Source organism: Mesorhizobium sp. RIZ17 (genome assembly GCF_051127865.1).
Lineage (GTDB): Bacteria > Pseudomonadota > Alphaproteobacteria > Rhizobiales > Rhizobiaceae > Mesorhizobium > Mesorhizobium humile.
This window is the reverse complement of record NZ_CP147861.1, coordinates 4,509,682-4,523,761: the sequence shown is the minus strand read 5'-3', so window position 1 is coordinate 4,523,761 and position 14,080 is coordinate 4,509,682. Positions and strand designations below refer to the sequence as shown.

Annotated in this window: 12 protein-coding genes; 3 read left to right on the top strand and 9 right to left on the bottom strand. The window is 63.1% G+C overall.

The genetic code is table 11. From position 1 onward, the window contains the following. Positions 1 to 13 precede the first annotated feature (13 nt). The 3 genes from WDX12_RS21565 to WDX12_RS21555 all read right to left on the bottom strand — a co-directional run bounded on the left by WDX12_RS21565 (position 14) and on the right by WDX12_RS21555 (position 4,988). Positions 14 to 418, bottom strand: coding sequence for a hypothetical protein (locus WDX12_RS21565; RefSeq protein WP_320327839.1), 405 nt, complete (start codon positions 416 to 418; stop codon positions 14 to 16). 234 nt (positions 419 to 652) lie between these two features. Continuing rightward, a complete protein-coding gene (locus tag WDX12_RS21560) occupies positions 653 to 3,085 on the bottom strand; it encodes a sulfatase-like hydrolase/transferase (protein ID WP_434721933.1) in 2,433 nt (810 codons plus the stop codon). Positions 3,086 to 3,104: 19 nt separating this feature from the next. Further along, positions 3,105 to 4,988 (bottom strand): glycosyltransferase family 2 protein, encoded by a 1,884-nt coding sequence (locus WDX12_RS21555; RefSeq protein WP_434721932.1) that lies wholly within the window; start codon positions 4,986 to 4,988, stop codon positions 3,105 to 3,107. Between the two features lie 556 nt (positions 4,989 to 5,544). Between WDX12_RS21555 and WDX12_RS21550 the strand changes: the two genes are divergently transcribed. The 3 genes from WDX12_RS21550 to WDX12_RS21540 all read left to right on the top strand — a co-directional run bounded on the left by WDX12_RS21550 (position 5,545) and on the right by WDX12_RS21540 (position 8,367). Next, positions 5,545 to 6,468, top strand: coding sequence for a glycoside hydrolase family 26 protein (locus WDX12_RS21550; RefSeq protein WP_434721931.1), 924 nt, complete (start codon positions 5,545 to 5,547; stop codon positions 6,466 to 6,468). A 129-nt stretch (positions 6,469 to 6,597) separates the two neighbouring features. Further along, a complete protein-coding gene (locus tag WDX12_RS21545) occupies positions 6,598 to 7,098 on the top strand; it encodes a DUF995 domain-containing protein (RefSeq protein WP_434721930.1) in 501 nt (166 codons plus the stop codon). A gap of 108 nt (positions 7,099 to 7,206) precedes the next feature. Next, positions 7,207 to 8,367: an ATP-grasp domain-containing protein gene (locus tag WDX12_RS21540; protein ID WP_434721929.1), complete on the top strand. Its 1,161-nt coding sequence runs from the start codon at positions 7,207 to 7,209 to the stop codon at positions 8,365 to 8,367. Positions 8,368 to 8,566: 199 nt separating this feature from the next. Here the strand turns inward: WDX12_RS21540 and WDX12_RS21535 are convergent, their stop codons facing one another. Genes WDX12_RS21535 through WDX12_RS21510 form a run of 6 tightly spaced genes read right to left on the bottom strand, consistent with a single transcriptional unit; the run spans position 8,567 to position 14,076 of the window. Continuing rightward, positions 8,567 to 8,848: an addiction module antidote protein gene (locus WDX12_RS21535; protein WP_320296330.1), complete on the bottom strand. Its 282-nt coding sequence runs from the start codon at positions 8,846 to 8,848 to the stop codon at positions 8,567 to 8,569. 36 nt (positions 8,849 to 8,884) lie between these two features. Beyond that, on the bottom strand, positions 8,885 to 9,880 hold the full coding sequence (locus WDX12_RS21530) for a Rieske 2Fe-2S domain-containing protein (protein ID WP_434721928.1): 996 nt from the start codon (positions 9,878 to 9,880) through the stop codon (positions 8,885 to 8,887). Continuing rightward, positions 9,877 to 11,022: a GNAT family N-acetyltransferase gene (locus WDX12_RS21525; protein ID WP_434721927.1), complete on the bottom strand. Its 1,146-nt coding sequence runs from the start codon at positions 11,020 to 11,022 to the stop codon at positions 9,877 to 9,879. The genes WDX12_RS21530 and WDX12_RS21525 overlap by 4 nt, the downstream gene beginning before the upstream one ends. Beyond that, positions 11,019 to 12,275, bottom strand: coding sequence for a F390 synthetase-related protein (locus tag WDX12_RS21520; RefSeq protein WP_434721926.1), 1,257 nt, complete (start codon positions 12,273 to 12,275; stop codon positions 11,019 to 11,021). Before WDX12_RS21520 ends, WDX12_RS21525 begins: the two co-directional genes overlap by 4 nt. Further along, positions 12,272 to 13,096: an MBL fold metallo-hydrolase gene (locus WDX12_RS21515; RefSeq protein WP_434721925.1), complete on the bottom strand. Its 825-nt coding sequence runs from the start codon at positions 13,094 to 13,096 to the stop codon at positions 12,272 to 12,274. The genes WDX12_RS21520 and WDX12_RS21515 overlap by 4 nt, the downstream gene beginning before the upstream one ends. After that, positions 13,093 to 14,076, bottom strand: coding sequence for an NAD-dependent epimerase/dehydratase family protein (locus WDX12_RS21510; protein WP_434721924.1), 984 nt, complete (start codon positions 14,074 to 14,076; stop codon positions 13,093 to 13,095). Before WDX12_RS21510 ends, WDX12_RS21515 begins: the two co-directional genes overlap by 4 nt. Between the last annotated feature and the right edge of the window lie 4 nt (positions 14,077 to 14,080).

The following is a 14,080-nucleotide window of genomic DNA, read 5'->3' as shown; positions in this document are numbered from 1 at the left end:
TGCCCGGCCTAATTTAGCGCGCCCGGCAGGCCGAGCGCTGACCGAAGCCGCTCGGGCCGCAGATCCACGGCGAGTGGCCAAGCAGCGGACCGACGCCGCCCATGTTGTAGGAAATCTTGACCGGCACGGGCAGGCGAGCACGCTGCGGCCGCACGAAGGCGGCATAGGCCTCCTCGCGGATGCGCATCACACTGGACATCTGCGTCAGCGACTTGCGGTGAACGCGATGCAAGCGCTGCTGCTTGAGGTATCGCACCTTCTTGGCGGCGATGTGGGCTGCCGGGGTGATGCCGACCGAACTGGTCTTCATCGTGTCCATGCTCTGGCAACCGGACACCATCGAGGCCAGTGCAATGGCGACAATGGCGCAAGCATACCTTTTGCCGATAGTCACTTCTGCATTCATGAAATTATTCATTCTCGTCCCCTGCCACGAAATAAGCGTTTCTTCAGCGCGGATATACTTCTCTTTCCTTGGCCTTCGCGCGGCGCGAACGGCCAGAAGCCATCCGCATCGTGGCTTAATATTAGACGGTACTTATTAAATTTCGCGCAAACGACATGATGAGCGCGATCTTGCGGCGCAACATCGGATACGATTCAAATTTGAACTATTGCGCAAGGCGACCCGGCCGTTGCGCGAACAATTGTTCTAGCGACAGGCCTCGACGAACGGACCATCGAACCATATCGCACCATTGCCGTAGAGGCTGGCTCCGATGTCGTCGATGGAGCCTGCATCTTTCTCCTCGATATGGAGCTTGGCGGTAGCCTGTACTTGTCCGTTTATTTTGACATCCTTGATGAAAATGTTGCGGTCACCGCCCTTTGCGTCTCCGGCCCAAAGGTCGTTTACAAAGCGAAGCTCGATCCTCTGGGGATCCGGCACGCTGCTGATATCGACGTCAAATGGCGTGGTATGGGAGGACGCCTCCTGCAGCTCCTTGACAATGGCTTGGGGTGTCGATGCCGTGCTCTCCTTGCCCGGGACATCCAACCGGCTGATGACCTTGCCGTTGACCAGGACGTCAAGCGTCGGTGGTCCCCGATAGTTCGTGCCGGCAGCGTCGAACTCGATATTGGTAGCGGCGCAACGTGAGGTGTCTTTCTTCTGGAAGGCAACCATGTCGGCAACTCGACGCCTCTGCGACTGCACCCATCGTGCGATCGGTTGGATCAAGGCGTCCCGGGCGCCCACGTCACCGGTGAAAAGATTGGCCTTTTCACCGGGATCGGACTTGAGATCATATTGTTCGAGCTTCCCGGTGGAGGAATTGAAGAGGACCTTGCTGTCGTTCTGGCGATAGCCGAACTGATATCCGTTCCAAGGCGCAAAGAAGAATGTCCTGTTCGGGCGCTGTTCGCTGAACAGACTGCGGCCCTGCCATGACTTCGGAAGCGGATGGCCAAGGATGTCGAGGATCGTGGGCGCGATGTCGATGATCCCGCCGACCGAATGATCGAGGTCGCCATGGAACAGATGCCTGTTGATCATGATGAGTGGTATATGGACGTTCTCGTCGTAGAGCGCGCTGGCATGGACGTAGGTGCCATGTTCGCCGAACGCCTCGCCATGGTCTCCCAAGATGACCACGAGCGTCGAATCCAGCTTGCCGGACCGATCGAGGGAATCGAGGACATTTCCGAGTGCTGCATCGCCTATCTTCAACGCATTGAGATATGCATTGAACTTCTCGTCGTCGGCATAGTGCGTCTCAGTGCCGGATACGGATGAGAGTGCGCGCGCCGAGAACATGGGATTGTTGACGATGTAGGGGTAGTGGGTCATCGCCGTGAACATGATGCCGAAGAACGGCTTCTCCGGATCGGCATTCATCCAGTCGGAGATCGATTGCGCGGAGCAGAAGTCGCTGATGTAGTCGAAATTCTTCCATTCCTTCGTACTGAGCTTGAATGTAGGCTCGGCACACTTCTGCCCTCTGAAATCCTGGACGACGTCAAGACCTTTATTGAGCAGGAACTCATCGACGCGCTGGAAGCGTGAATCCGCACTCCAGAAGAAGGCCGTGCGAAAGCCGCTTGTCGACAACGTATTGGAGATGGAATCTAGCCGGAGGTATGGGTGACTGTACGTCATTCCGTAGTACGAAATGTCGTTGTACATCGAGCTAAACAGCGAGAATAACGTATAATTGGTGGACGGCGCATTCGCATAGATATTGTCGAAGCGAATCGATCTATCGGCATATCTCTTTATGGTCGGCGTGACAGGATACTTGCCTCCGAAGGTCTCCACATATCGTGCGGGCACCGATTCCATCATGAAAACAAGCACGTTCTTTATCGAATTCGGTGAAGGCGCCTTGAAGCGCGATGTTTCGGGCGGACGTTCACCGACCGTGGCGACATCGGTGTTGTCGGTGCTCGTCTTCATGGTCAGGACGACGGGCGTCTCGTTGAACATGGCCGATTCCGCGAAATGGACGATCGGGTTCTCGATCTTCGCGGCCGGCAGGGCTTCCGCCGTCACGTAGGAGCGCGTGCTGTAGAGCGCGGCGCCGAAACACACGACGACCGCGGCAAGCACGACCCGTTGGATCATCGGCGCAAGCTTGAGTGAAAGTCGGGCGGCCGCCTGCCCGAGGGCAAGCGTCAACAGCCCCGAGATGGATATGATCGAGAGATCGAACAGGCTGAACGCATCCCCCATTGCATTCTTGGCGTCCTCGTTCTGGAGAAAATCGCCGTAGACCAGCCACTGGAAGGTGAACGGCTCACCCAGGATTTTGACCAGATTGGTGTTTGCGAATCCCCAGCAGATCGAGACGACCAGCGCAGAGTAGAACAGAGCGAGGATAGCGCCAGTTGCCCATCGGCTGGCTTTCGCGGCAAACAGGCACGACAGAGCGACCGCGGTCAGGCTCGCGAGGAAAATCTGGTCGTGGTAGCTTGAGGCCACCCCGAGGGGAACCGCTTTCAGAAACCCTTGAAGCGTTGTCTGCGGGTCGACGACCATGCTTCGGAAAGCACCGAGAAGCAGCCACGCAAACAGCACGGTGAAGACGACAATCGAACTGGCGCGGGCAAAGCGCATTTTGTCCACGGACTGGTTATGCATTTTCATCGGCCCTCGTGCCAACGAGCTACCTGGAGTTGTTGTCCCAGCCGGGGTCGAAATAGAAATTGCGCGAGCCGATGTCGCCCATGCCGGCGCCGGATATCACATAGGCGATCCTGACGATGCGAAAACCGCCGGCCCCCTGCTGCAACCCATAGATACCCTCAAGCCCGCGATCGTAGAAACCCGCGATCGGGACGCCGAGCGCGATCAGCGCGAGACAAGCATGCAGGGCGAGTTTCGCGGCGTTGGCGCGCAGCGAAATCCCGTTCTCACGAACATGCCTGGCAATGATCACCGTGACGAGCAGGCCATAGAGGAAGGCATTGAAGGCGGCGAACCAGTAGAAGCCGGTGGCATCGAAAGGATGTTTGACCAGCAGCACCGGCAGGGCCGCGCCAATCGCCAGCACGACATAGGGCGCGAAAGCGCGCGCGGGCAGAAGCTGCTTCGGGCCGCTGCCCTTCGGCGTGACGCGGAAATCGACGAAGGATCTGGTGATATAGTCGCGCACAGCCGACAGCGTGCCCCAGAGCACCCACGGCCAGCGGGCGAAGAACAGGAACAGCGTGCCTTCCCAACTCAGCGTCTTTGCCGTCGTCGGCCGCGACAGGCCGAAGGCCTTGAGCATGATCACCAGCCCGACCAGCGCCACCGAATTCGGCGCATAGTGGAAGACGAATTCGGCATACATGACGTTGGCGAAATTGCGCCCCGTGAACAGCGCATAGATCGGCATCACATACATCATCAGCGCAAAGACCGCGAACAGCGGATACCAGAGCTGGCAGAACAGGAACTGGAACTTCAGCCGCGGCGTCAGCTTGGCGAAGTATTTCGGCGTGTATTCGAGCAGGATCGTCACCAGGCTGCGCGACCACTGGAATTCCTGGGTGACGAGATCGGCGAAGGTCTGCGGGCCATCGCCGTTGGCGATGGCGTCGATGGCATGCACGCCGCGCCACCCGGCGGCGTTGATCAGCATCGAGGTGGAATGATCCTCGGCCAGTTCCGGGCCAAGGCCGCCCGCCTCGCGCAACGCCCGCGTCCTGACGGCGTAGTGCGAACCGATGCAGAGTGGCGCGCCGCCGCCTGTGTGGCCGGACTGCAAGGGGCCGTGGAACATGCCTTCCGGGAACAGTCGGCCACGGGCCGCCCAGCTTTCGTCGGCATTGTTGTCGCAGATGCTGGGCGCCGAGACATAGCCGACGCCGGGGTCGGCGAATGGATAGAGGATTTCCCTCAGATAGGTCGGCGTGGGCACGTGGTCGGCGTCCATCTGGGCGACGAAGTCGTAGCGCTCGTAACCGTAGTGATCATAGAAGAAAGCCAGATTGCCTTCCTTGCAGCGGGTCCGCCGCGGCCAGGTCTTGCGGTGGTAGTCCTCGCGGCCGCGGCGCGTCGAAATCAGCACGCCATGCGCGTCGCACCAGGCAATCGTTTCCTCGCCGGGATCCTCGTCGGCAAGCCAGGTGTCATGCGGATAGTCCTGCGCCAGCATCGCCTCCAGCGTACGCTGGACCACCGCAAAGGGCTCGGACGGCGCCTTGGTGACCACCATGGCGACGCGCGAACGCTTCGGGATCGCGTGCAGCTTCGACGACTTCCGCGAGGCATGAACGTTGAGCAGGAAATACATCGGCATCAGGGTGAGCCAGGCCAACACTATGGTGGCGAAGGCAAAGGGCCCGACATGGTCGATATGCGCGGGTCGCAGCCACCAGGACCAGAAGATGATCAGCGTGACGAACCAGAAACCGAGGCCCAGCCGCAAGAACAGTTCCTGGCGGGGGGTAAGAACAGGCACAAGGTAAGGACCCTTGGGGCCAAGTCCGGTCGAAACCTCGGCAGCCCGGTCCAATGACCTCGTTTTGCCGCCGACAACAACGGCATCCGCAGATACGCCCATACTACCCGCCGCCCTGCTCGCCCGACCAAGCCGGCCGAACGCATTTACCCCGCCATAGAATCAGTGAGCGCTAATGCAGAGTCAACAAAATTAGTCTTTCGTTAACCAAGCTTATTGGGAACTGGTTAACCTAACCCCTTGCCTCCACACCCTTTTGCCCTACCGGGCGATGCCGTGGCGGCCAACCTTTGCCGGCTTTGAACAAGCACCATCCCCACGCCGGGCGGCAGACTATCTCCGTCATTAACCATGCCGGCGGCGATAAGGTTAAGTAACGGTTAATTGCGCTTGACTCTGATCGAGCATAGGCTCTTATATGAGGAAGGGTTAATATCGTAACGTTGACGCGAATTTGTGAGTATCGCGGCGACATCGTCTCAAAGTCCAGGTATAGGGCTTGGGAGACCGCAATAGTGGACGGCACAGCGTGAAACGCGCCAGTCCCAGTCGCTCAGAAAACCCGCATTTCACGTCGGCAGACCGATATTTGGGTTTGCGTGCCGGTTTGGGTCGGCACGTCGTGGCAAGCTTCAAGGTCCGGCGGGATGTTGAAGCCATGGAGGCGGATATGAAACTCTCCACAGCAACCGCGCTTGTGTCGGCGCTCATTCTCGGCGTGGCCTTACCGGCATCGGCCGGATCGCCGGCCGGGACGGACCCGATCAAGACGAGCTCGGCCGCGTCGGCGTTCGGCTCCTACGATCCTTACGGCGATTTCAGCAATGACAAGTCGGCCAGCATCGAGGAATTGTTCCTGCCTTGGGAAGACGTCGATTTGTCGACGCTGCCGCTGGCGGACGCCTATGCGCAGCAACGCGGCCGCTCGTTGCTGATCACCATCGAGCCGTGGACCTGGTCGAAGGACTGGCGCATCACACCGCCTGAATTGCGCAACGGCATATTGGGCGGCAAATATGACGCCAACATGCAGGCGATCTGCAACCTGGTCGGGCAGATGAAGAGCCCGGTCACCATCCGCTGGGCCCAGGAAATGGAAGACACCAATGGCCGCTTTACCTGGGCCAACTGGGCGCCGAAGGACTGGATCGCCGCCTACAAGCGCGAGGTTGATCTCTGCCGCAAGGCCGCGCCCGCAGCAAAATACATGTGGTCGCCCAAGGGTATCGAGGGCCTTGAAAAATACTATCCCGGCGACGACTACGTCGACGTCATCGGCCTGTCGGTGTTCGGCTTGCAGAAGAAGGACAATGACGAAGTCGGCCGCGACCGGACCTTCGAGGAAACGTTGAAGCCGGGCTACGACCGCGTGGCCAAGTTCAACAAGCCTGTGGTCGTGGCCGAGCTCGGCTATGTCGGCAAGCAGGACTATGTTTCGAAATGGGCGGATGATTCCCGCAAGTCCTACGCGGAGTTCCCAGCCCTGACCTCGGTCGTCTACTTCAACCAGAAAGAAGTGTGGCCGTGGCTGGGAGGCTATGGGCTGCCCGACTGGCGGGTGACGCAGCACGTCCTGCCATAGGGCATGGCAAGCATGCCCGTCCCGGTCAGGTGGGGACGGGCTCCAGCTAAAGGTGTTAAAGTGGGTTGCCGCCGAGCTGGCTCGGTGGTGGGTGAACAGTGTTGCGTAATCAGTCCGCGGAGTAAAATCGTGAAAAGTGCAGTGGGGAAGTTTGTCGGAGCGGCGCTCGCCTGCTCCGTTTTTGTTGTCGGCCTGCAGGGTGCGGCAATGGCCAAGGCCGCGAACAGGATCGACGACAAGGCAGCGAAGGCCGCCGCCGTTTCTGACGAAGGCGTCTATCAGCTCTACAAGAACCGTTCCTGGCGCTGGGGCAATCACGGCGCGGCATATTTTGCAGTGCAGAAACGGCAGTTCACGGCCTGGTCCACTCAAGGTGGCAAGAGCTACGGCGAGGGTATCTGGTTCATCCCCGGTAGCGGCAAGCTGTGTTTCCGGGCAACTTGGCACGGCTCATGGGGCGCCAAGACGTCCTTGAGCTGCTTCGAGCATCGCCAGGCCGGCAAGGTGATCTACCAGCGCAAATCTGCCAACGGAGATTGGTATGAGTTCAGGGACCGACACGGCAAATCGGACCTGCGCAATGGCGACTACGCCAGCAGGATGGTGAAACGCTTCAAGGCGAAGTTCTAATCTCTCCCCACACGGAAACACGCATCTCTGTCGGCGCGAAATAGCGCAATTGCCGAGCACGGCGATTTCGCGCAACGGTCGTCGCGGCTGAAATGACCGTATGAGCTGATGCCGGGGGCTAACGAGACAGTGCTGATTACCGGGGCACGCGCGCCGGTGGCGCTGCATCTGGCGCGCCTTCTCCACGGCGCGGGTCATAGGGTTATCCTGGCCGACACGCCGGCACGGCCCATCGCGGCGGCGAGCAAGGCCTGCGCGCGCTATCATCGATTGCCGCCGCCGCGCTTCGAGCCGCGGAGCTATGCCGACGCGGTGGAGGCGCTGATACGGGCTGAGGGCATCGGCCTCGTCATCCCGACCTGCGAGGAAGTCTTTCACCTTGCGCTCGCCTGGCGCGGCAGGACCATGCCGACGCGACTGTTCGCCCCCGATCTCGGGTTGCTGGCGCAGGTTCACAACAAGCACGGCTTCATCCGGTTGGCTGAACAGCTTGGCCTGGCGGTGCCGGAGACCACGCTTCTCAATTCCCGCGACGATCTGGAGGCGGTGCGTGGCCGCTCGCGCGACCTGGTGTTCAAGCCGGTCTGGTCGCGCTTCGCCAGCCACGTTCTGCTGCGTCCGACGCCGGATTTCCTCGATGCGATCGCGCCCTCGCCCGCCATGCCCTGGGTGGCGCAGCGTTTCGTCGAGGGCGAGGAGATCAGCGCCTATGCGGTGGCGCGCGACGGTCAGCTCAAGGCGCTGGCGCTCTACCGCTCACTCTATCGCGCCGGCAAGGGTGCCGGCATCTTCTTCGAGCGGGTCGAGGACGCGGCCGCGCGCGAGCTTGTCGAGCGCGTCGTCGCGGGCACCGCGTGGACCGGGCAGATCTCCTTCGACCTGATGCGCGAGGCGGATGGCCGCGTGCTGCCGCTCGAATGCAACCCGCGCGCCGTGAGCGGCCTGCATTTCTTCCGCGATCCGGCGCGCTTCGTGGATGCCGCGCTCGGCGAGGGTCCGGAAGTCACGCCCGACGTCACCGCGCCGCAAACAGTGCAACTCGCGATGTGGATTTATGGATTGCCGGCGGCGCTGCGTTCAGGCGGCCTCGCCCACTTTCGCAAGGCGATGCGCGAGGGCGAGGAGTTGCTCGATTGGCCTGGCGATTCAGCGCCGGTCAGGGCGCAATGGGCGGCGCTAGCGGAGATCGCGGGCGTGGCGTTGCGCCAAGGGATCAGCCTGCAGTCGGCGTCGACGCGGGATATCGAGTGGAACGGGACGAATCGGTGACGTCGGCGGGACAGCCCCCCCCTCTGGCCTGCCGGCCATCTCCCCCGCAAGGGGGGAGATCAGCGGCTCCGCCGACGGCGCCTTTCCTGCAACGTCGATGATTGGCGAAAGCGGTCGCGACATCCAATCTCCCCCCTTGCGGGGGGAGATGTCCGGCAGGACAGAGGGGGGTGTGAAGGAATGCAACGTTGCCGTCGTATCAACCCTGCTTCACATAAAGCTGTAGGCCTAACGCCTTGAGCACCGCCAGCAATGTACTGAGCGGTGGGTCGCTGTCGCTCAAAGCCTCGTCAAGCGCCTCCGGTGTCATTCCAGCTTTTCTTGCAACGGCATTCATGCCGATAGAGCGTGCCACACTGCTTAGGGTATGGGCGACACCGACGGACTCGCCATCCTCAAATGCCGTCTCGATAAAAGCCAGGCGGTCTTCGGGGGTCTTGAGATAATCAAGAATATCGAAGCGTGTCGTCTCAAGGGGCATCGCACTATCTCCAGCTCCTCGCACCTTAGCTTATATCTAAAGCTCGATCTCATGCACCTTCGGTTCGCTCGCCGCCCCCGGCATCTTCCCCTCCATGATCGCGGCGATATCGCGGCGCAGGAAATCGAGCGGGCCGATCACTGGCAAGGCCTGCGGCGGCAGCCGAGCGTTGTCGCTGGCCGATTTCAACACACGGCGGTCCTGATGCAGGGCGATGGTGAAGAGCGGCTTGAAGGCAAGCGCCTTCAACTCGCCGAGCAGGCCCTGGCGCCGGCCGATCAGCCAGCCGATGCCCTCGACGGTGCGCTCGTCTGCCTGGCGAAGATAGAAGGTGGTGGCCAAAACCAGCCCGTCCTTGCCCCAATATTCGAGCTCGGCGATGCCGGGATGACGGAAGCGGCCGATGGTCTTCGCACGCTCGCCTTCCAGCAGCCGGCTGATCAGACCCTGCTGGCGGTCCTCGCCGGAATAGCTGGCCTCGACCCAGCCCTCGCCGCCGGTCACCTCGACCCGCACAAGGTGGCGCTTGGAGGTGAGGCCGCGCAGCAGGCCCTTATGGGTGAAGTGGGTGTGGGTGGCATCGAGGATGTTTTCCGCCGCGTCGATCACCGTCGACTGGGTCGATGAGCGCACCCGCCGCACGATGATGTCCCTGCCCTGCATGCAGTGCAGGTAAGGTTCGCCTTCGGGCGCGCCGGACGAGATGAAGACCACGCCGTCGCGCTCGATCGCCGCGTAGCGGCGGACGCGGTAATGCGGCATGGCGCCGACATGGCCTGGGATCGCGGTGCAACGGCCTTCGCCGTCATAACGCCAGCCATGGTAGGGGCATTCGATCTCGCCACCGACGATCTTGCCGGTCGACAGCTCGACCAGCCGGTGAGGACAGCGGTCGAACAACGCGGCGATGCCATGCGCCGAGCGGAACAGCACCACGGGCTGACCGTCGAACAGGATGCGCCTCGGCCGCCTGCCGATGTCGGCGGACAACGCCACCGCCTGCCAATGATCCTCCCCGCGGCGCTCGCTCACAGTTCGAACCTCCTGAGCAGGGGAATGCCGACCAGCGCCAGCACCGTCTCCATGACGCGGACCGCTATCCGCCGACGGCGTGGAAGATGTCCGGCATAGACGGCGTTGTACTCGATCGCGGCAACCGCCCCGCGCCGGCGTTTGAAACCGGCGGCACCGGCGCTCATGTTGAAGAACAGGCCGCGCGCCGTGGCGTGGTCCTGCGCCACAGCCATCATCATGCGATAAAGCCCGTCGGCCACCGGCAGGCCCGTGTCGTAGCCGACGATGGGCTGGGTCAGCGTGCCGCCGTTTTCGAACAGGCCGGTAACGGCGACCAGCTCGCTGCCCGGCCTGCGCAACCCCGCCATGCTGATGATGCCGCGCCGGTGCATCTCGGCGATGTAGCGGGCGGTGTAGTGCGGATTGAGCGGCGTGTATTTGTCGAGGTAGAGCATATCGTAGAGCTGCTCGGCGCGGGCATAGTCGGCCTCGGCAAAATCGCCATTGCCAACCCACTCGAACGGTGTCGCGCGCAGGCGGGCGCGATCGCGCTTCATGTCGCGCGTCATCGCCGGCGCCGCGCTGCGGTCGGCGAAGATGTAGATCTGACGCGCCGCCAGCATGCGGAACCCCTCGGCCTTCAAGGCGGCAATGGTCGCCGGATCGGCGATATCGTTCAGCGAGCGGATGACGATAGCGCGATCGGGGAAACGCGCGGCCAGGGCCGCGCGCAGCGCCGCGACCGCCGGCCGGTCGAGCAGCGGCACCGGATTGGTCGAATAGAGCCAGTTGTTGACCTGCGCCTGATGGTCGAGGCCGCTTGCCCCGACCAGCGGCGCGCAGGCGCCAATCAGCGCGTTGAGCGCGCGCCGCAGCAGCGGGCGGGCGGCAAAGTTGCGTGTCTCGTCCACCGCATAGTCGATATAGGCGCTGGTCGGGCAGCAGATATAGCAGTTGGGCGCTTCAGCGGCGTCGTTCAACGTCAGCGGAAAAACGCGGCCGGCGACTTCGAAAACCTCCACTTTGGTCTTGAGGTTGGCAATGAGATTGCGCACCGGCATCTCGTTGAAAAGCCTCACGAAAGCCTCGACTTTTGCCGGCTTGTTCTCGACGCGGTCGGCCTGCTGCGCGGGCCTGTTCATCGTCGCGGCGCGGCTCATCGCGCCTGCTCCAGGCGGCATTCGACACGGCGCAGCTTACGGCCTGTTTCCAGCGGCAGCGGCGCGCGGACGAGCGTGACGGTGACGACCGCCTTTCGTGTGTCCAGTAATGTCTGCACCGCTTGACGAGCGGCAGCCGCCGCATCGTCCGCGAGCGTCGGCGGAAGCCCGAGCTCGACCCTGTCAGGCCCGATCTGGACGAGGCGAAAATCATCTATGCGGCGATCGGCCTTGAGCACGGCGTTGCGCAGCACATCCGGCGTGAGGAGGATCGGCCCGTCCGCCGAACCAAGCCGGAAGACATCGTCCATGCGGCCGACAACTTCGTCGACACAGCGCAGCGGCGAGCCACAACGGCAAGGCTGATCCGAGAGGCGCAGCAGGTCGTTCATCCGGTAGCGCGCCATGATCTGGGTTTGGCGTCGGAAGGCAGTGACCAAAGGCGTTACCAGCCCCTCGCCCGCCGGCTCGAATTCGAAGAAGACGGAGTCTTCGGCAAGATGCAGTCCACCCTGCCGGCAGGTCACGGCGAAAAGGCCCTCGGTTGCCATGTAGATCTGGTCGAGCGGCAGCCGGAAGAAGGCTTCGATCACCGGACGGTCGACGGGGTCGAGCGTCTCGGCGGCGGAGAAGACGCGCTTCGGCCGAAGCCGAAAGTTCTCGGCCGCGAAATGCCGCAGGATCTTTGGCGGCGCGATGATGATCGTGGGGTCGAACATTTCGAGCGCGCCGCGCCAGCTTTCCGGTCCCAGCGTCAGATCGAAGAAGGCGAGCTTGATCAGCCGCGATTTGCGGGCGCTGTCGTAAAGCCCGGTGTTCTGCGGCAGGATGACGGCGACGCGCATGCCGCGCCACAGAAGATCGGGCGTCGCCTTGGCGAGGATCGCGCCCAGCCAGCGATATCTCTCGGCTTCCGAAATCACGAACAGGCCGCGATTGCCCGACGTGCCGGTGCTTGCGCCGACCGTGAGCGCGCCAGCCCGGCCATCGCGCGCCAGGGCTGCCCAGGCTAGCGAGGCGTTGAGGCCGTGGACGTTGAAATCCTCGAAGCGCGCCATCAGCAGCGCCTTGTCGGTGACCGGCAGATCGGTGAGGCGCGCCGGCGCCTTGCCGTAGAAGGGCGCGCGCGGCAGGTCGCGGTCGAGGAAGCGCCGCAAGGCGGCCGCCTGCCAGCGTTCGAAGCCGGGCCGGGTCTTGCGCGAGACCCAACGTGTCAGGGCGAAGGAGCCTGCCGCTTCCGCCAGCCCGTTCATGCGGCCTCCGGCGCGAGATCATAGGATGTCGGCGCGGGATCGTGGCAAAGCATCACCTCGCCACCGGTGGCGAGGAAGCGGCGCAGCATGGCGCTGGTCGGCTCGATTGCCGCGGCATCCTCGGCGATCAGCGTGGCCGGGAAGCCCGGCGTGCGGTTCTCGGTCAGGGCTGTGAGCAGCCATTGCACGTCGACGGCGTAGAGTAGTGGGCGATCGAGCCCGGCAAACAACAGGCCGAACTGGCCATCGGCATGTCCAGGGAGATCGACCCCGATCACGCTGCCGTCACCGAAGAGATCGGCGCCGCCGGGTACATCCTCGCGCGCCTCGACCCACTGCTTCGAGGACAGGCCCTCCAGCCGCGCCTCAAAATCCGCCGGCAAGAGTTCGGTGAAGACGCCATGGCGCAGATTCTTCCTCGGGCCGCGCGCCTTGACCCGCGCCCAGGCGGCATCGCTGGCGATGAAGCGCGTGTTGCGGAACAGCGACAGGCCTGAAACGTGGTCGGCGTGAAAATGGGTGACGATGATTGTGCGGATATCATCGGGCGACAGGCCGAAGCGCCGCAGCACCGGCAGGACCTGCTCCTCGGCGTTGAGCTGCGGTTTGAGCAACGCGCCGTAGAGCCGCAGCATCCGGCCGCGCCGATCGTCGCTCAGCGCTTCCGGTGTGTAACCGGTGTCGATGAGCACTGGCCCGGCAGCCGGGTGAAAGATCAGTCCGTAGCGGACGCGCAGCCTGACACTTTGCCAGCCGCCGCCGCGCAGGATCAATCGCTCGGCGGCGCTCACCCAAGCGCTGTTGGCGAAGACGATCTTCATGACCCGGCCTCATCGGCGAACGTGCGGTCAAGCCCTTGTTCGAACGAGATTTTCGGTGCCCAGTCGAGCATCCGCTTCGCCTTGGAAAGATCGAGGCTTTGCGCATAGGCGAAGAGGCCAAGCCCATAGCGGGTGACCGGCGGCTCGGGCCGGCCGGGCAGCCGAAGCGCCACCGCTTCCATCAGGCCCGCCGCCAGCATCGCCGGCATCAGCGGCGTCGGCCGCCAGCGCGCCTTGAGACCGGCGCGGCTGCAGGCCTCGTCGGCGATGCGGCGGACCGGCAGCATCTCGCCACCGGAAATGTTGAATATCTGGCACTCCGCCTCCCTGGGCGCCGCGAGCGCCGCCATCACCGCGTCGACGACATCGTCGACATGGGTGAGGTCGATGGCCGCCCGGCCTTCGCGAAACAGCGGCAAAGGCCGGCTCCTCGCGGCCTTGATCAGCCGCGGCAGCAGCGCCCGATCGCCCGCGCCGTAAATGCCGCGCGGCCGCAGCACCACCGGATGGATGGCGGGCTGGCCGAGCACGATTTTCTCCGCCTCGCGCTTGGTGCGGGCATAGTGATTGACGGGCTCCGGTAAAGCCGCGTCCTCGCTGAGCCCAAGCTGGTCGCGGAAGGCGAAGCAGACGGACGGGCTGGAGATGTGGACGAAGCGGCTGACGCCCTGCCGCCTGGCGAAATCGACGAGGTTTCGCGTCGCCGTCACATTCGCCGTCTCGAAATCCGCGAGGCGACCGAAGGGCGAAGAGAGCGCCGCGCAATGGATGATCCGCTCGACCCTGCTGAGCCTTGGATCGAGCGTGCCGTCGAGCGGCTCGGTCAGGTCGTGGCGGATGATGCGATGGCCGGCGGCCTCGAGCGCGGCGCAGCGTGCTTCATCGCGGCCGAGCCCGAGCGCCAGCGTGCCGGACGCGGCCAGCCGCTCGAGCACATGCGAGCCCAAGAAACCGCTGGCGCCGGTGACGAGCACGGCCATCGCC